This window comes from Nereida sp., assembly GCF_965655635.1.
Taxonomy (GTDB): Bacteria; Pseudomonadota; Alphaproteobacteria; order Rhodobacterales; family Rhodobacteraceae; genus Nereida.
Map to the genome: position 1 here is coordinate 75068 of NZ_CBFHHE010000004.1, position 18602 is coordinate 93669.

Sequence of the window (18602 nt, forward strand, 5' to 3'; positions counted from 1 at the left end):
GTTTTCGGAAGGCCCGGCTCTGGTCGGGCCTTCCACTTTAGACGAACAGTGGGCGTCGCGGCCCAGATCGACCGCCACACAACAGCATACCAATCACCATTCAGTTAAATTACTCTTAGAACATCGCGAGCAACGTGCTTCGCAGGAGATCTCTAGTCATGTCTAACAGAACGCTTCCACGCTTGCTTCAGTCTCCGGCAGTTGTCCTGCTGTTGATCTGGATGCTTGTGCCGCTTTCGATGACGCTTTATTTTTCGTTTATTCGCTATGTGCTGAATAACCTGCGCAAACCAGAGTGGACGACACCCGCCCTCAGTAACTGGCGTGGTTTTGGCAACTACGAATTTGTCCTGAAGTCCAAAGATTTTATTTTTGCGATCCAGAACAGCCTTCTGATTGTTTGCAGCATTCTCTTCCTGACCGTGATCCTTGGCGTTCTGATCGCCGTGTTGATCAACAAGTCATTCCCCGGACAAGGCATCGTTCGCGTTCTCTTGATCTCTCCTTTCTTCGTCATGCCAGCGGTAAACGCAGTTTTGTGGATTAACATGATCCTTGACCCAGTTCTCGGCCTACAGGGCATCGCCGTCGGCAGTATAAACGACCTAGTCGATGGGCTGAGGGCCGCACCCGGTGTTGGCTGGTTCTTCTCGCTTTGGCCTGAATTGACCCCGATTTCATTCCGCGCAACGCAAACTTCTGCTTATGCGGTGATCATCATGGTCACATGGCAGTGGACTCCTTTTGCAATCTTGATCTTCATGACGTCCTTGCAGTCTGAGGATCAGCAACAAAAAGAAGCTGCCATCCTTGATGGGGCAAGCACGTGGTCGCAGTTCCGCTTTTTGACGCTACCGCATCTGGGTCGTCCCATTGCGATTGTGGTGATGATCCAAGCGATTTTCCACCTCTCGCTTTATGCGGAAATCGAAATCGTAAGCCGCGGCAACGGGAATAAAAACTTGCCTTATTTGATTGGTGAATTTGCCAACAACAACATCGGTGCAGCTTCCGCGACAGGAATCTTTGCCGTCATCCTAGCCAACATCGTAGCAATTTTCTTGCTGCGCATGGTTGGCAAGACATTGATGGAGTAACGGACATGGCGATTGTTGCACAGTCTTCGAAATACGGACAAATCAGCCGCACTCTTTTGGCCTGGATTGTTGGATTATTGTTCTTCTTCCCCATCTTCTGGCTTGTTCTTACAAGTTTTAAGACAGATGCGGATGCGGTGAAGCCAGAATTCTTGTTCTTCTTCACGCCGACGCTAGAGAATTATACCAACATGACCGACAACTATGACTACTGGCGCTTTGCGACCAACTCAGTCATCACTTCGGTGTTCGCGACGATCTTCGCGCTCGCAGTTGGTATTCCGTGTGCCTACTCCATGGCGTTCAACCCAACACGCGCAACTAAAGATGTCCTGATGTGGATGCTCTCAACCAAGATGCTGCCCGCAGCGGCAGTCCTTTACCCGATGACCTTCCTGACCAAAAGTCTGGGGCTGTTTGATACGCACTTCATGGTCATTCTGGTTCTGTGCCTGATTAACGTTCCGATCGTGATCTGGATGCTTTTCACCTACTTCAAAGAGATCCCAAAAGAGATCATCGAAGCAGGCCAAATGGACGGCGTGAACACATGGGGAGAGATCAAAGAGATCCTCATCCCACTCGCATGGGGCGGCATCGCATCAACAGCATTGCTCTGCTTTATCTTTTGCTGGAACGAAGCGTATTGGACGGTTCGCTTAACGACAACAGACGCCGCGACCCTGTCAAAACTCATCGAAGGGAACCGCGCACCAGAGGGTCTATTTTTTGGACGTCTCTCCGCTGTCTCCGCAGCTGCTGTTGGCCCAATCATTGTCTTGGGCTGGTTCTGTCAAAAACAATTGGTCCAAGGCCTCAGCTTTGGCGCCGTCAAGTAATACCTAGAATAGGATAATATCATGGGACGTATCGTACTTGAACAAGTGACCAAGAGCTTTGGTGAAACACAAGTCATCCCTCCATTGGATCTCACAATTGAAGACAGTGAATTTGCAGTCTTTGTTGGGCCATCAGGCTGCGGGAAGTCAACTCTGCTGCGCTTAATCGCAGGGCTTGAGGACACAACATCCGGCAAGGTTTTGATCGACGACGAAGACGTAACTTCAGTCTCTCCTTCCAAACGCGGCCTAGCGATGGTGTTTCAGTCCTATGCACTTTACCCGCATATGACAGTGCGCAAGAACATCGCCTTTCCGATGCGTATGGCAGGCATGAGCGAGGAAGAGCAGAACAAGCGTATTGAGGCGGCGGCTGCCTCTTTGAACCTCACTGATTATCTGGACCGCAAGCCGGGCCAATTATCTGGCGGTCAGCGTCAGCGTGTGGCCATTGGCCGAGCGATTGTGCGAGATCCGTCTGCATTCCTCTTTGACGAGCCGCTCTCAAACCTTGACGCGGCATTGCGCGTTGGGATGCGTCTTGAGATCACAGAGATGCATGAGCGTATGCAGACAACGATGATTTACGTGACGCACGACCAAGTCGAAGCGATGACGATGGCCAATAAAATCGTCGTGCTGCAAGCAGGCGTAATTGAGCAAGTCGGCTCGCCACTGGAACTATATCACAAGCCGCGCAACAAGTTTGTCGCTGGTTTCATTGGTAGCCCAAAGATGAATCTGATCGAAGGTGCAGTAGCTAAAAAATATGGCGCTGAAACGATTGGCATTCGTCCAGAGCATGTGACTGCCTCTAAAACCAGTGGCCTTTGGCAAGGCACGGTTGGTGTGGCCGAGCATCTGGGGTCTGATACCTTCGTCCACGTCCATGGCATCGAAGACTGTGACCCAATGACAGTCCGCGCAGCGGGAGATGCTACATTCAAGCATGGTGAAGAGATTTTCCTCACACCAGACGAAACGCAGCTTCACAAGTTCGACACAGCTGGATTGCGGATCGAGTAATGCAACTGGCTGGCAAGACAGCACTGATTACAGGAGCCGCCCGAGGTATCGGGCGCGCTTTTGCTGAGGCATACATCGCTGAAGGCGCGCATGTAGCGATTGCCGATATTGACGGCACACGTGCTGCAACAACTGCTGGTGAGCTAGGTGACCGTGCTATTGCTGTGCATATTGATGTCAGAGATCCAGCAAGCATTGACACCGCAGTTGCCGCTACGATTGAGCAGTTCGGTCACATCGACATTCTAATCAACAACGCGGCGGTATTTACGGCTGCACCCATCGTTGAAATTAAGCGCGCAGATTATCAACGCGTGTTCGACATCAACGTATCGGGCACACTGTTCACCATGCAAGCTGTGGCACGCCACATGATCGAACGTAGCCAAGGTGGTAAGATCATCAACATGGCCTCGCAAGCTGGTCGTCGCGGTGAACCACTCGTAGCGGTCTATTGTGCGACCAAGGCCGCAGTAATCAGCCTGACCCAATCCGCTGGTCTCGATTTGATTAAACATGGGATCAACGTAAACGCGATTTCACCCGGCGTGGTGGACGGTGAGCATTGGGACGGCGTGGATGCGTTCTTTGTCAAGCATGAGAACAAAGCACCGGGACAGAAGAAAAAAGAGGTTGGTGCCGCCGTTCCCTATGGGCGCATGGGCACAGCCCAAGACCTCACTGGCATGGCCATCTTTCTGGCCAGCGATGCGGCGAATTACATCGTGGCGCAAACATACAATGTGGATGGTGGACAATGGATGAGCTGATCTCCCTTTCTAATGCGACGTTGGATCAACTGAGCGTTGAACACCCGCGATACGATCGCACCGCCCTCACCCCTGGTATCGTGCATATTGGCGTTGGTAATTTTCACCGCGCGCATCAGGCGTGGTATTTGCATCGTTTGATGCAAGCAGGAGAAGCCCATGATTGGGCCATTATTGGCGCAGGTGTGCGGCCCTATGATGCGGCAATGCGTGAAAAACTCTTGGCACAGGATTGCCTGACGACGTTGGTTGAACTGGACCCTGAAACCGTTTCTGCAGAAGTCGTTGGCTCCATGATTGATTACCTGCCTATCGAGGAAGGGAATGCGCCCCTCATCGCGCAAATGGCTGACCCTGCTATTCGTATTGTTGCAATGACAGTCACTGAAAGCGGCTATTACATCGACCCCGTTACTAAAGGTTTTGACGCAGCGCATCCAGATTTGCTGCACGATGCCGCCCACCCCGACACGCCGCGCACCGCCTTTGGCGCACTGGTTGCAGCCCTCAAGCTACGCCGCGCGGCGGATCACGCGCCTTTCACAGGATTGAGCTGCGACAACTTGCAAGGCAACGGTGATATCTTGCGCCAGACTGTCGTATCGTTGGCGCGTCTTTCTGATCCAGACCTTGCGGATTGGATTGATGGCAATGCGACTTTTCCAAACTCTATGGTCGACTGTATCGCGCCCGTAACGGGTCCGAAAGAACTTGCCCTTGCGCATGATTTCGGGATCAAAGACGCCGCTGTAGTCACGCACGAAGCATTCCGCCAATGGGTGATTGAAGACAAATTCTGCGCAGGCCGCCCCGCTTGGGACACGGTTGGAGTAACCTTCTCCGACGATGTCCACGCGTTTGAAACCATGAAAATTCGCATCCTTAATGCCGGCCATCAAGTTATCGCAAACGTTGGCGAAACACTAAGTATCGAAACGATTGCGGGCTGCATGACGCACTCGGCGATCCGTACTTTCTTTGGCAAGGTTGAGCGCGACGAGATTGCGCCAACCGTGGCACCTGTTCCCGGCAAGACACCCGCGGCTTATGTTGATTTGATCGAAGCACGTTTCTCAAACCCGCGTATTGTTGACACAACCCGCCGCGTTGCCTTTGATGGGTCTGCGCGCCACACTGGTTTCGTGTTACCTGTCCTGCATGATCAACTCGCAGCAGGTCGATCTGTGAGCGGCCTTGCCTTGGTCGAAGCTCTTTGGGCGCGAATGTGCGCCGGTACACGCGAAGACGGCACAATCATTGAAGCGAACGATCCAATTTGGGGTGAGCTGAAAGCCACAGCATTGGAAGCGAAAGAGCAGCCTACCGCATGGCTGGACCAGAGCAATATCTACGGTGATTTGCGCGATGCAGAGCCATTTCATGACGCTTTTTGCCGTTGGCTGACGATCATTTGGGATCAAGGATGCGTTGCGGCAATGAATGAATACACCGCCTTTGATCACAAAAAGTCTGCGTAACCTGCTAATCCAACTGTACTCCCCAGTCAGGTAAGACCGTCACGTCGAGCGAAGAAATGCTAAACGTGACGGTGGATCAGCCGAATATTTGCTGACGGAACTGATCCATGTAAATTTTGACCCAAGGCGTAAATTGAGCCGGATCAGTGTCGATCGCTTGATCGATTTCAGCGAAAGACATCCAGCGGCAGTCCATAACTTCCGCTGGATTAGGGTCTACACCCAAGCTTTGATCAACATGACCCACGAAAACGTCAACGACCTCGTGCTCGATCAAGCCTTGGAAAACATCCGCGCGGTATTCAACCGTGTCCGCAAACACAGGCTTAACACCAACGATCCCCAGTTCTTCGGTCAAACGGCGTTCAGCACATACCGCTGCATCCTCGTCCCAATCAGGATGCGTACAACAGGTATTCGCCCACAGAGCCGGTGTATGATATTTGCACATGGCACGCTGCTGAAGCAGCACTTTATCGCCCGCAAGTAAGAAGACAGATACAGCCTTATGACGCAGGCCACGCTGATGCACCTCGAGTTTCTCGACCGGTGTCAGAACACCATCAACCCACGCAGGGATCATCACGTCCAAAGCTATATCCTTCATCTGCGCACCCTTACGTTCGAAGCGGGTTCACGAGCCCCATCAGATGCGCGACGTTCTTAATACCGATCTTGATGTGCGCCAAGGGCCGTTTCGCCACCAGCTTTTTATGCATATACGCTTCGAACGTAAGCCGTTGCACGTCAATATCATGGCACAGGCTGACAAACCGTTCGCGGCGCTCGTCACTTTTATAATACGCCTCCTGCATTGCGCCTAAAATTTTGAACACGCCTTTATGTTCGCGCATAAATAGTTTGCGTGCCAACTGCAGATCTTTCACACGACCAGACGTAAGGCACGCCGTCGCTGCAGTTGCAGCTGCACGGCCACCGGCCATCGCGTAGAAAATTCCTTCCCCAGATGACGGGGCAACAACACCAGCCGCGTCGCCCGCAAGAACAACGTCTTTGCCGTTATCCCATCGACTTAGCGGCTTAAGCGGGATAGGCGCACCTTCTTTACGCAGGGTTTTGCAACCACTCAAACCTGACGCCATTCGCAGATCTGCCGTTGCCTGCTTAAGGTCAACGCCTTCAATGCCAGTCCCCATACCAACGCTTGCAGAGGTACCATGGGGGAAGACCCAACCGTAAAAGTCCGGCGAGATTTTACCGTCATAGATCACGTCACACCGCAGGGGGTCGTAAGCTTCGCTTAGCGTCGGCGCCTCAATAATCTCGTGGTACGCGATTACGTAAGGAATGGTATCACCGCCAGGGACCTCGGCACGGGCAACGTCCGAGCGTGCGCCATCAGCACCAATGATCAGCTTTGTTTCCAGCGCCATTTCTTCACGAGTTTCTTTATCGCGGTAGATCACCTTTGTGCCGTCATCGCGTTCAATACGTAGAAATGTACCCGTAAAGCGCGCAACCCCTGCATCAGCCGCGCGGCATCGCAAGAATTCATCAAAGTCTTTACGGTCAACCATTCCGACGTAACCATTCTCAATCGGAATATCTACTTTCCGGCCCGTGGGACTGATCATCCGAGCCGTTGTGATCTTAGCCACGAGTTGCTCATCAGGGATACGGAATTCAGTAATTGCAACTGGTGGAATTGCACCACCGCAAGGCTTAATCCGCCCTGCCCGATCAAGCATTGCCACGGATTTTCCCGAGCGTGCCAAGTCTTCGGCAGCCGTCGCACCAGAAGGTCCACCCCCCACAACAACAACATCATACATTAGTTATTCTCCTGCGATCAGCCGCGCGTCTGGCGCACGGTTTTCCATGGTGCGGCTAGCCATAAGCGCCGCGGCTAAAAAGAGAGATGCTTCGAGCAAAAAGACAGCACCGAAAGCCGTCGCGTCTGGCAAAGGGCCGCGCATAAGATCAACAGCCGCGGCACCAAGAAGGCCACCGAAACCTGCGGCAATCGCTTGGGCAGCGCCCCAAAGACCCATTCGGGTCCCCTCACGTGTCTCACGACCGTCGCCCGCAAGTGCCATCATCGAGCCAATTGCAGCAACAGCGAACATACCGTTGAAAAAGCCCAAACCCACAACGAACGGCGTCAGCGGAATATGCCCCAGTTGACCGATGATCGTGATAAAGATCAGTGTCAGAGCAGAGCCAAGACAACCCGCAACAACCCAATGGCGTAACTGGCCAAGACGAAGGCCCGTGGCGGCAATTCCTACTGTAAGCATTCCAATGAACACGCCACCGTTTTGCGCACCCGACAGGGACGTTGATTGACCAGGCGTAAATCCAAAAACAAGGCCGGCGTAAGGCTCAAGAATAAGTTCCTGCATGAAATACGCGGTCATCGAAAGGAAAACGAAGATGGTGAATATGCGTGCTTTAGGCTCTGACCACACTTCGCGGAGACCTTCGGCAAACCCCATCGGATCAGCGGTCGAAAGGTGTGAGGTGATGCCTCTTTCAATACCTAGTGTAGCCAGCATCGTAACACCAACTGCAGATACACATACGATAGCAACAATCTTCAGCAGAAGTTCGGGTGAATATGGATCAAGGAACGCACCTACAGTACCAGCGGTCACTGCAATACCGAAAATCATCATTAGCCATGTTATTGTGGCAGCTGCTGCGCGCCGATGTGGGGCCGTTGATGTAGCCAGAAACGCAAGAAGTGACGTGCCAGAGGCACCTACCCCAAGCCCGATAAGTGCGTAACTGACTATTGAAAGCAACAGCCCCGAAATCCAAAGGGTTTGCAAAAGAACAACCCCGAGGGCTGCACCAAATCCGCCAAGCGCCAATGCAATCATGCCCAGAATGATCCAGCGCGTCCGATTGCCCCCTTGGTCACTTATGAACCCCCAATTTGGGCGCGTCATTTGAATACCGTAATGCAACGCAACAAGAAGTCCTGGAAGGACTGCGGGCAATGCCAGTTCAATAACCATCAAACGGTTTAGGGTCGAAGTTGTGAGTACAACAATCGCACCCAAACATGTCTGGACCAGACCAAGCCGCACAATTGAGAGCCAACCAAGCGTCATAGGCCAACCGTCCGTACTGCAAACGCAGCTATCATCATACCGCTGACATAAAGAGTGACACCTGTTCCATTATACCACGGCGCGTTACCCTTTGGGTCGTTTAGCAAAACGCGCATTGCCCAAAGTTGAAACGCAAGAACACCTGCCACAGCAAGCCCATGAAGCGGGCGGTCCCATGTAAATAAAAGACCAGCGACAATGACCTGTGGAACCGCCATAACCCAACAGGCGAGTTTCGCTGCGCGCTCTGGACCCATTGTTACAGGCAAAGAGTTCACGCCCATCACGCGGTCGCCTTCCAGGGCCTTAAAATCGTTTAATGTCATGATGCCATGCGCGCCAACGGCGTAGAGCAATGCAAGCAGGCAGACTTCCAAGGACGGCGCCGTCGCACTGAGAATTGCTGCGCCCGTAAACCATGGCAATCCCTCATAGGATAACCCAACAAGCCCAGGCCCCCACCATCCAGATCGCTTCAAGCGGACCGGCTCGGCAGAATAAGCCCAAGCAGCAAGCACCCCAATAATTGTGGCGCCAAAACCCCAAGAACCAAGCTGATATCCGACGGCAAGTGACAGAACGGACATACCCAGAGCAATCCAAAGACCCCAACGCCCAGGAATACGCCCCGAAGGAATGGGGCGATCGGGCTCGTTGATCGCATCTACATGACGGTCGCACCAATCATTAGCTGCTTGCGACATCCCACACACGATGGGGCCTGCAAGCAAAACGCCCAAGATAACCAGCCACCATTGGCCGCTTGGAGAGACACCTGCACTGACAATACCGCAAAGATATGCCCACATAGGTGGGAACCACGTGATCGGCTTGATCAGGCGGAGCATTGCACGGGGTTCGGGCAAAGTGCGGGAATGGCTAATTTCGCTGACACTCATGTGTCAACTAAACATTACATTTTGCGATTCAACAAGTGTAAAAGCTGATTGACGCTATTCGTCTGTGCTTTTTGCCAAAAGGCCAAATTTACGCAGCTTCACATAAAGCGACTGTCGCGACAGACCCAGCATCTCTGCAGCTGCGACACGGTTATTGCCCGTTAACTCAACAGCCGTTTCGATGCACATTTTTTCAACAACATCAGTGGTGTCCGCAACGATATCTTTGAGAGTTGCGTTACCAACCAGCTCCATCACAGACTGAGCAGCATCATCACTTACAGGACCAGCAGTAGGGCGGCCTAGCTCAGCACGGCTCGTATCACGGATGACAAAAACAAAGCTTGGGCTAGTAGTATCTGCCAAATAAGTCGCAGAAATTTCAACGGCACGGCTACCGTCATAATCTCCGATCAACTTAGTCGCGTACATCCGCATTTGACCTGTACGCGCAGCGTTCTCAAGAAGCACCTTTTGATCAACGCCCCCACGAACCAAGAAATCGCTGATCTGGCGACCTTTCACGTTCGTAATATGACCTGCATCCGCAAGAGTTAGGAAACTATCGTTAGCGGAGCGAATAACACCTAACGCATCCGTAAAGACAATTGCATCAACGCCTTCCTCATAAAAGGACTGCAAATCTTCAACAAAGGCATCGCCGATACGGCTACCGGTATCTGTATTTTCCAAACGACATAACAAAAGCTTTTCACCCGCCGCGCGGAATAGGCTCGGCTGAACAGAAAGCGTAAGTTTAGACGCCCGCACCATAAGCTCCATCGGAGCAAAACTATCCGAAATTGCAAGGTTATGCAGCGTTTCCAGCAGCTCGCCTTTGCGACGACCATCAAAGACCTGGGCAACAGCACCGCCCATCAAATCATCACGGGACGCACCCAATAGCTTTGCCGCATTACGGTTCAGATCTGCGATCCGACCAGAGGTCGCGTTAATGAAGACCAACGCATCGGTGCTCGCCTCCATTAAGACGCGATAGCGCGTGTCAAAATCGCGGCGCTGCTCGTAATCTTGTTCGAGAGCAATTTGCGTTTTCACCAGCTGCTGCTGCATTTCCGCAATCGGACGCAAGTCACGGCCAAGGATCAACAAGCTGCCATCAGGTCCAAGCCTGTGGAACGTGTATTGGATAGGAAATTGCACTGACGCTTCAACGTGGTTCAGCTCAATCGGACGCTCGCAATCAGTGCCAGCAAGAAACAGCTCAAGCTTTGCATCAAGTTTATCGACACTTTCAGATGTCAGCACATCGCGAATATTACGCCCCTGCCAACGATGCACCGCGCCAAAGTCTGCGCCTGCTTTCTTGCTCATGACAGAGAGAACCTCGCCATGTAGCGAGATCACAAATGCCAAATCAGACGTTGCAGCAATAAGCTGGCCCAAAATGTCCGGGCTCACCAACGGCATCGAACTACCCGCCCAATACTCTTGTCCACGCGAGGTCATGTGCGCGCCTTCAAAATCATATGCATTCTGCTTCAGACTTTCTTTCTCGGGCGTGGCGCGCCTTGGTTTGAAACTATCAGACCGCATTTTTGTAATGCTCTTTTCGGATCTGATTCCACATGATCTGCTCCAGTGAGTGCCTTAATATCCAGCTTCTGACTTAGGAGCGAGCCGCCTACAATAATTGGCACATGCTGCTTAGCCGTCTTGCGTATATTTAAGATACATTCACGAATATGTTCAAGTCTTTCACCATCAGATGCGGATATCATAATTGCGTCATATGACGATTTAGACACTTCTTCTGCGACCACCTTCACAGGCTTATCCATCAGCAATCGACACGAGACGCCGGACCGGCGCAATTGTGCAGCAGCAACTCCCGCACCCAGAGTGTGATAATCCCGCTCTAAAACGACCATCAGGACGCTTGGTCCAACAACAACTTTATTGGCGTTCGCCTGTGCGGCTGGCGGCATCAAATCGCGCAGCATACCCTGAAGACGCGCAACCGCGATGGTCACATCTGCAAAGCTTGCCTCATCTTTGCACCACTGATCGCCCATCACACGAGCAGCCTCTGGAATGTAGACGTCACAAATTTCTTCGTCTGTCAGACCAAGCATCTTGGCTTCTGTGCGCCAAACATCACGGGCGCTCGGGTCATAGTCCCTGATAGCACTGCACAATGAAAACAAAACATCGGGCCGCGCATCGCTCAAGGCATTTGCGCGCTCGTCCGCGAGCTTCATCAAAACCCGTTCGGCGAGACTATCAACTTTCGGGGCGTGGCGGCGCTGGCTGATCTTTCGATCCGACATTTTAGCTCCTAATGACCCCAAAAGGCGGGGCCGATCCAACGACTCAAACAAGCCGCTTGAAGTCATACTAACACATGTAACCTAGATTCTATACCCATTGTAAAAAGAATTAGACACCACGGGGTATTCCCAAGGCTCAAACACCAAACTTCGCACAGAATGCAAAGCCCAGCTTACAAATGCTCACTTTGGCATATGTCAACTCTTGGGTGTAAGTTTTAGTTGACACATTACCCATTTCAGACCACCCTCACCCCACACCACTTGTCAGGGAGTCGGTCTTATGTCTGCGCAATCGTCGCACAAAAATCAGGGCCGTAGTCTCTATACACCAGAGCAACGCGCCCGCCGAGACGCGACCATCTGGACATTCGTGCAGGGTGTTCTTGCACCCGTGCAATTCATCATTTTTCTCGTCTCCGTAGTCCTTGTTGTTAGGTACCTAATGACTGGCGAAGGTTACGCAGCGGCAACCGCATCAATTCTATTAAAAACCTTCGCGCTCTACACAATTATGGTGACAGGCGCGATTTGGGAAAAAGTTGTGTTTGGCCGCTATCTTTTTGCGCAATCATTCTTCTGGGAAGACGCTGTAAGCTTCGTCGTGATTGCGATTCATACCTTTTATTTATGGGCCTTATGGAGCGGCGCGCTCTCTCCCAAGGCACAAATGCTAGTCGCACTCGCAGCCTATGTAATCTATGTACTCAACGCCGCGCAATTCGTTTGGAAACTCCGGATGGCCCGCCTTGAAGCAACTCCAAATCAAGGCCTAACAGCATGAATGATCACAGCCCTATTTCAACTGGTTGCGCCAATAGCCCCGTCTTGAAACAACGTGGACAGCGGGAAGTCTTCTGTGGTCTCACAGGCATCATCTGGCTACACCGCAAGATGCAAGACGCATTCTTTTTAGTCGTCGGAAGCCGTACCTGCGCACACCTTTTGCAGTCAGCAGCAGGCGTCATGATCTTTGCAGAGCCCCGTTTCGGCACCGCGATTCTTGAGGAAAAGGATCTTGCAGGACTTGCTGACGCACACACTGAACTTGACCGCGAAGTTGCCCGCCTACTGTCAAGACGGCCTGACATTAAGCAATTATTTCTGGTCGGATCATGCCCTTCAGAGGTGATTAAGCTGGATCTTGCACGCGCAGCGGAGCGTATGACCCAAGAATATGCGCCTAACGTCCGCGTTCTAAACTTCAGTGGGTCTGGTATCGAAACAACATTCACCCAAGGCGAGGACGCGTGTCTGGCCTCAATGGTGCCAGTACTGCCCAATACCGATGAACGCGAATTGCTCCTAGTGGGTGCTTTGCCTGACGTGGTCGAGGATCAAGCTGTCTCGCTACTTACTGAAATGGGCGTTGGTCCAATCAGAACTTTGCCTGCATCCCGGGCAGCGGATCAATATGGCATTGGCGAAAACACAGTTTTTGCGCTTCTACAGCCTTTCTTGGGTGATACCCACGCAGAGCTTGAGCGCCGTGGCGCACGCCATATTCCTGCGCCGTTTCCGTTTGGCGAACAAGGTACCACCGCATGGTTGCGTGCAATTGCTCTTGAGTTTGGTGTCGATGAAGACACTTTTGAGCGCGTCACAGCAGCGCCGCGCGCCCGCGCCCGCAAGGCAATTGATGCACAAGCGAAAGAGTTGCGCGGCAAGTCAATCTTCTTCTTTCCTGATAGCCAGCTCGAAGTCCCGTTAGCGCGTTACTTGACAACCGAATGCGGGATGACCCCGCTCGAAATCGGAACGCCGTACCTGCATGCAGGCCTTGTTGGCCCTGACCTCGCGCTCATCCCAGAAGGTCCAACTATTTCCGAAGGACAAGACGTTGATCTGCAATTGGACCGCGCACGCGAGGCCCGCGCCGATATCACAGTTTGCGGCTTAGGATTGGCAAACCCACTTGAGGCCGAGGGCCTTACAACCAAATGGGCGATCGAGTTGGTTTTCACACCGGTTCACTTCTATGAGCAAGCCGGTGATCTTGCTGGGCTTTTCTCGCGTCCCATCCGCCGCCGCGAGGTGCTTGACCTATGAAGCTCACCGTTTGGACATATGAGGGCCCAACACACGTTGGTGCGATGCGTGTCGCAACTGCAATGAAAGGGCTGCACTACGTTTTGCATGCCCCACAGGGCGATACCTACGCGGACCTTCTGTTCACTATGATTGAGCGGCGCAATCATCGCCCGCCAGTTACATACACCACATTTCAAGCCCGCGATTTGGGAAGTGATACGGCGCATCTCTTCAAAGACGCCTGCCAAGACGCGTATGATCGCTTTCAGCCCGAAGCGATCATTGTGGGCGCCTCTTGTACCGCTGAATTGATCCAAGATGACCCCGCCGGCCTTGCGGAAACTATGGGCCTTAATGTGCCAGTCATTCCGTTGGAATTACCCAGCTACTCTCGCAAAGAAAACTTTGGGGCCGACGAAACATTCTACCAGATTGTCAAATCTCTCGCCAAACCATGCGAGCGCACGTCACGGATTTCTTGCAATATCCTTGGAGCCACCGCATTGGGCTTTCGTCACCGCGATGACATCCAAGAAATCACAGCGCTCCTCTACGAGCTTGGCATCGATGTGAATGTTTGCGCCCCTCTTGACGCAACACCAAGCGACATTGCCCGCATGGGCGCTGCACATTTCAACGTATTGCTTTACCCTGAAACCGGGGAGGCCGCAGCACGCTGGTGCGAGCGCAGCTTTGAGCAGCCTTACACAAAAACGGTTCCAATGGGCGTTGGCGCAACCCGTGATTTCATCGCAGAGGTATGCCAAATCTGCGGAATAGAGCCTAATGTGGACGAAAGCCGCTTGCGATTGCCATGGTGGAGCAAATCTGTCGACAGCACATATCTGACTGGCAAACGCGTCTTTATCTTTGGCGACGGCACCCACGTGAAAGCCGCAGCCCGCGTTGCAAAAGACGAGATGGGTTTCGAAGTTGTAGGCGTAGGCTGCTACAATCGCGAATTCGCACGCGACATCCGTGCACTTGCCAAAGACATTGGCGTCGAATCCCTGATCAGCGATGACTACCTTGAGGTTGAGCAAACCATTGAAGCGCTCCAACCTGAGATGATCCTCGGCACCCAAATGGAGCGACACATCGGCAAACGCCTTGGCATTCCTTGTGCCGTTATCTCCGCACCCGTGCACGTACAAGATTTCCCTGCGCGCTACTCTCCCGTTATGGGATTTGAAGGCGCGAACGTTCTGTTTGATACATGGATCCATCCACTTGTAATGGGCCTTGAAGAGCATCTTTTGCACATGTTCCGCGATGATTTTGAATTCCACGATGAAGCGGGACCAAGCCATCACGGCGGACATGCGCCAAAACCAATTGATCGTCCTGCTGAGGCGCCCGTCGCGCCAACAGTTCAAGAAGGCACTGATGTTGCTGTTTGGCTCGCAGACGCAGAACGCGAGTTAAAGAAAATTCCTTTCTTTGTACGCGGCAAAGCCAAGCGGAACACTGAAAAATACGCTCTGGATCAAGGCGTGACTGAAATTTCAGTCGATACACTTTACGAGGCGAAGGCCCATTATGCGCGATGAGGTAAGCATCCCTTATCGCGTGGCTATCGTCACGCTTGATCGCCATGCCGGCGGATCAATCGCGCGCGCCATGCCAAACTTGCGCGCTGACTTTCCAGGCCTTGAAGTGAGCGTTCACGCAGCTGCTGAATGGGGGGACAACCCAGAAGCACTTGCAACCGCACGTCACGACATCGACCATGCAGATATTATTGTGGGCAATCTACTGTTTCTTGAAGATCACCTGAAGGCGGTTTTGCCGAACATGATCGCGCGCAGACCTTCGCTTGATGCATTTGTTGGCGTGATTGCGGACCCAAGCATTACGAGCCTGACCAAGATGGGCGACTTGGATATGTCCAAGCCGACCTCTGGCGCCATGGCCATCCTTAAAAAGCTCAAGCCAAAAACAGGTAAGCAGGCATCAGGCGAAGGCCAGATGAAAATGCTCCGCCGCCTGCCTAAAATTCTGAAGTTCATCCCCGGCAAAGCTCAAGATCTCCGCGCGTATTTTCTGTCGATGCAGTATTGGCTTGGTGGATCGGACGACAACCTTGAGGCCATGCTGCGCTTCCTGGTAAGCCGGTACTCTGAAAATCGCGGTTGGAACGAGATTGAGGCCGCCGCCCCCATCGATTACCCCGAAGTTGGCCTGTACCACCCAGACCTTACAGGCACGAAAATCGTCACTGATCTTGCTGAATTGCCGCAAAGCGATGCAACTGCAACAGTCGGAATTCTGATGTTGCGCAGCTACATCCTGTCGGGGGATTGCGCTCATTATGATGCAGTTATCCGCGCGTTTGAAGCAAAAGGAATGCGCGTTATTGCGGGCTTTGCGGGGGGCCTCGATGGCCGCCCCGCCATTGAGCAATACTTCGACGGTGTCGATACGATGGTATCGCTGACCGGTTTCAGTCTTGTTGGCGGCCCGGCCTACAACAACAGCAATGCCGCAATCGAGACACTTACAAAGCTTGATGTTCCGTATGTCGCTGCTCATCCGCTTGAATTTCAAACGCTGAGCCAATGGTCGTCTAGCGATGGTGGCCTTGGCCCCGTTGAAACGACAATGCTAATCGCCCTGCCCGAGATTGACGGCGCCACAAACCCCACAGTCTACGCAGGTCGCCACAGTGAAACGGGCTGTCAGGGCTGCGCGTATATGTGCAAAGCCAGTACCATCAGCAAAGCTATGGCACCGTGTCATGAACGCATTGATGTGTTGGCAGAAAAAGTGGCGCGGCTCGCTAATCTGCGCCGTAAGGAAAACGCTGACAAAAAGATTGGCATTGTGCTGTTTGGTTTTCCACCAAACGCCGGCGCCGTTGGAACCGCCGCGTATCTGTCCGTATTTGAGAGCCTTTTCAATACGCTGACAAAAATGCAAGCCAGCGGCTATGAGGTTGAGGTGCCCGCAGATGTGGACAGCCTTCGCACGATCGTTTTGCAGGGCAACAGCGGCCAATACGGTCAAGAAGCTAACGTTGCCGATCACGTTTCTGCCGATCATATCGTTGAGAACACGCCACCCCTAGCGGCCATTGAAAGCGTTTGGGGGCCCGCCCCCGGCAAGGTTCAATCAGACGGGCGCGGCGTATTCATCTTGGGCGCACATTTCGGAAACGTCTTTGTCGGTGTTCAGCCAACTTTTGGGTACGAAGGTGACCCGATGCGGTTACTCTTTGAAAAAGGGTTCGCCCCTACCCATGCATTCGCCCAATTCTACTTGTGGCTCCGCAACACATATCAAGCTGATGCTTTGCTACATTTTGGGATGCACGGCGCACTTGAATTCATGCCGGGCAAGCAAGCAGGTCTCGGCGCGCAGGATTGGCCAGATAGGCTTATCGGTGAGATGCCAAACGTCTACCTCTACGCATCGAATAATCCATCTGAAGCCACGTTAGCAAAACGTCGTAGTAACGCCGTAACCATTACGCATCTGACGCCACCACTTGCCAAGTCTGGTCTCTATAAAGGCTTAAACGCCCTGAAAGATACGTTAACGCGGTACCGTGGCACTGCTAAGAACGATCCGTCACGCAGTGACCTAGAGCAGTTGATCCGCGACCAAGCAAACGCTGTTGATATGAACGGGCGTGATCCTGAAAGCCTGTGGCTTAAGCTGCTTGAAACAGAACACGCGCTGATCCCCGAGGGGCTCCATATCGTTGGCAAACCCATGTCTGATGCGGCGCGTCATGATCACGTTTCCACAATGGCTGATCAATCTTCTGAGGCTCGCGCGCGCGTCGATGCACTGCTGCAAGACGACACTGAGTTACCTGCGCTAATGCGTGCATTAAGTGCGCGCTATATTGCCCCTGTTGCGGGTGGTGATCTGATCCGTAGTCCCGATGTCCTTCCCACAGGCCGCAATATTCACGCGTTTGATCCGTTTAGAATGCCAACAGAATTTGCATTGCGCGACGGCCAAAAGCAGGCCCAAGTGTTGTTAGACGCTCAAACCGAACTTCCGCGCAGCATCGCGTTGGTGCTTTGGGGCAGCGACAATATCAAATCAGATGGTGGCCCGATCGCACAAGCCCTTGCTTTGCTGGGCGCAAAGCCACGCTTTGACAGCTATGGCCGATTGTCAGGGGCTGATCTTATTCCCCTCGAGAAGCTGGGGCGCCCACGCATTGATGTGGTTATGACCCTGTCTGGTATTTTCCGCGACCTGCTACCTTTACAAACCAAGATGTTGGCTGAGGCCGCCTATAAATGCGCAGCCGCAGATGAACCAACTAGCCAGAATTTTGTGCGTGCACATGCCCTGTCTTACGCAGAACAAATGGATGTTGATCTGGAAACCGCAGCACTGCGGGTCTTTTCCAATGCCAACGGCGCTTACGGTTCAAACGTAAACGCCCTGGTGGATGCCAGCGCATTTGATGACGAAGACGAGCTGGCCGACGCCTACGAGGCACGCAAGTCATTCGCCTACGGAATGGACGGCAAGGCGGCGGCACAAGCAGAACTGCTCCAAAAGCAGCTTAAAGATGTGGATGTAGCCTATCAAAACCTTGAAAGTGTTGAGCTGGGTGTCACCACCGTTGACCACTATTTTGACACCCTCGGCGGTATTGCCCGGGCGGTAAAGCGCGCCAAAGGCGGCGCTGAGCCAGCTGTATTCATCGGCGATCAAACAATGGGTGATGCAAAGGTGCGCACCTTGTCTGAGCAAGTCGCCCTTGAGACTAGATCGCGCAGCCTCAACCCAAAGTGGTTCGAAGGAATGCTGCAGCACGGACACGAAGGCGTGCGCCAAATTGAGGCGTGCGTAACGAACACGATGGGCTGGTCTGCAACGACCGGCCAAGTGGATGAATGGGTCTATGAACGGCTCTCTGAAACCTTCGTTCTTGACGACGCGATGCGCCAGCGGCTGGCGGATCTGAACCCGCAAGCTTCGGTACGCATGGCCAATCGCCTGCTTGAAGCAAGCGACAGAAATTATTGGACCCCCGACGCGGAAACACTCGCCGCGCTGCAAGATGCGGCCGATGCGCTCGAGGATCAAATGGAAGGAATTGCGGCGCAATAGAGCCGCATAGGGAGA

15 protein-coding genes are annotated in these 18602 nt (G+C 52.9%); 9 read left to right on the forward strand and 6 right to left on the reverse strand.

The features are described 5' to 3' along the window. Nucleotides 1-158 precede the first annotated feature (158 nt). Genes ACTF5M_RS02365 through ACTF5M_RS02385 form a run of 5 tightly spaced genes read left to right on the forward strand, consistent with a single transcriptional unit; the run spans nt 159 to nt 5210 of the window. Nucleotides 159-1097: a carbohydrate ABC transporter permease gene (locus ACTF5M_RS02365; protein WP_334067598.1), complete on the forward strand. Its 939-nt coding sequence runs from the start codon at nt 159-161 to the stop codon at nt 1095-1097. Between the two features lie 5 nt (nt 1098-1102). Then, nucleotides 1103-1936 (forward strand): carbohydrate ABC transporter permease, encoded by an 834-nt coding sequence (locus tag ACTF5M_RS02370; protein WP_438959498.1) that lies wholly within the window; start codon nt 1103-1105, stop codon nt 1934-1936. Between the two features lie 21 nt (nt 1937-1957). Beyond that, entirely contained in the window at nt 1958-2962 is a 1005-nt protein-coding gene (locus ACTF5M_RS02375) for an ABC transporter ATP-binding protein (protein WP_438959499.1), read from the forward strand. Next, nucleotides 2962-3732, forward strand: coding sequence for an L-iditol 2-dehydrogenase (locus ACTF5M_RS02380; RefSeq protein WP_438959500.1), 771 nt, complete (start codon nt 2962-2964; stop codon nt 3730-3732). Before ACTF5M_RS02375 ends, ACTF5M_RS02380 begins: the two co-directional genes overlap by 1 nt. Further along, the gene (locus ACTF5M_RS02385) at nt 3720-5210 is read left to right on the forward strand and encodes a mannitol dehydrogenase family protein (protein ID WP_438959501.1); all 1491 of its coding nucleotides are present in this window, start codon (nt 3720-3722) and stop codon (nt 5208-5210) included. The genes ACTF5M_RS02380 and ACTF5M_RS02385 overlap by 13 nt, the downstream gene beginning before the upstream one ends. A gap of 76 nt (nt 5211-5286) precedes the next feature. Here the strand turns inward: ACTF5M_RS02385 and idi are convergent, their stop codons facing one another. From idi to ACTF5M_RS02415, 6 genes are read right to left on the reverse strand one after another with little or no spacing between them, the layout of a single operon-like run. Continuing rightward, nucleotides 5287-5802 carry an isopentenyl-diphosphate Delta-isomerase gene (idi, locus tag ACTF5M_RS02390; protein WP_438959531.1) on the reverse strand — a complete coding sequence of 172 codons (516 nt, stop codon included), beginning with the start codon at nt 5800-5802 and terminating at the stop codon, nt 5287-5289. Nucleotides 5803-5827: 25 nt separating this feature from the next. Beyond that, complete coding sequence (locus ACTF5M_RS02395) at nt 5828-7003, reverse strand: geranylgeranyl diphosphate reductase (RefSeq protein ID WP_438959502.1); 1176 nt, start codon at nt 7001-7003, stop codon at nt 5828-5830. Nucleotides 7004-7006: 3 nt separating this feature from the next. Then, complete coding sequence (locus ACTF5M_RS02400; protein WP_438959503.1) at nt 7007-8287, reverse strand: BCD family MFS transporter; 1281 nt, start codon at nt 8285-8287, stop codon at nt 7007-7009. Then, a complete protein-coding gene (gene chlG / locus ACTF5M_RS02405; RefSeq protein ID WP_438959504.1) occupies nt 8284-9186 on the reverse strand; it encodes a chlorophyll synthase ChlG in 903 nt (300 codons plus the stop codon). Before chlG ends, ACTF5M_RS02400 begins: the two co-directional genes overlap by 4 nt. 54 nt (nt 9187-9240) lie before the next feature. Continuing rightward, nucleotides 9241-10656 carry a transcriptional regulator PpsR gene (ppsR, locus tag ACTF5M_RS02410; RefSeq protein ID WP_438959505.1) on the reverse strand — a complete coding sequence of 472 codons (1416 nt, stop codon included), beginning with the start codon at nt 10654-10656 and terminating at the stop codon, nt 9241-9243. A 32-nt stretch (nt 10657-10688) separates the two neighbouring features. Further along, nucleotides 10689-11477, reverse strand: coding sequence for a cobalamin B12-binding domain-containing protein (locus tag ACTF5M_RS02415; protein WP_438959506.1), 789 nt, complete (start codon nt 11475-11477; stop codon nt 10689-10691). Nucleotides 11478-11760: 283 nt separating this feature from the next. On the opposite strand from ACTF5M_RS02415, the gene bchF reads away from it, so the two are divergent. From bchF to ACTF5M_RS02435, 4 genes are read left to right on the forward strand one after another with little or no spacing between them, the layout of a single operon-like run. Then, on the forward strand, nt 11761-12261 hold the full coding sequence (gene bchF, locus ACTF5M_RS02420) for a 2-vinyl bacteriochlorophyllide hydratase (RefSeq protein ID WP_438959507.1): 501 nt from the start codon (nt 11761-11763) through the stop codon (nt 12259-12261). Further along, nucleotides 12258-13526 carry a ferredoxin:protochlorophyllide reductase (ATP-dependent) subunit N gene (locus ACTF5M_RS02425; RefSeq protein ID WP_438959508.1) on the forward strand — a complete coding sequence of 423 codons (1269 nt, stop codon included), beginning with the start codon at nt 12258-12260 and terminating at the stop codon, nt 13524-13526. The genes bchF and ACTF5M_RS02425 overlap by 4 nt, the downstream gene beginning before the upstream one ends. Further along, nucleotides 13523-15058, forward strand: coding sequence for a ferredoxin:protochlorophyllide reductase (ATP-dependent) subunit B (bchB, locus tag ACTF5M_RS02430; protein ID WP_438959509.1), 1536 nt, complete (start codon nt 13523-13525; stop codon nt 15056-15058). The genes ACTF5M_RS02425 and bchB overlap by 4 nt, the downstream gene beginning before the upstream one ends. Beyond that, a complete protein-coding gene (locus ACTF5M_RS02435; RefSeq protein ID WP_438959510.1) occupies nt 15048-18587 on the forward strand; it encodes a magnesium chelatase subunit H in 3540 nt (1179 codons plus the stop codon). The genes bchB and ACTF5M_RS02435 overlap by 11 nt, the downstream gene beginning before the upstream one ends. Nucleotides 18588-18602 lie beyond the last annotated feature (15 nt).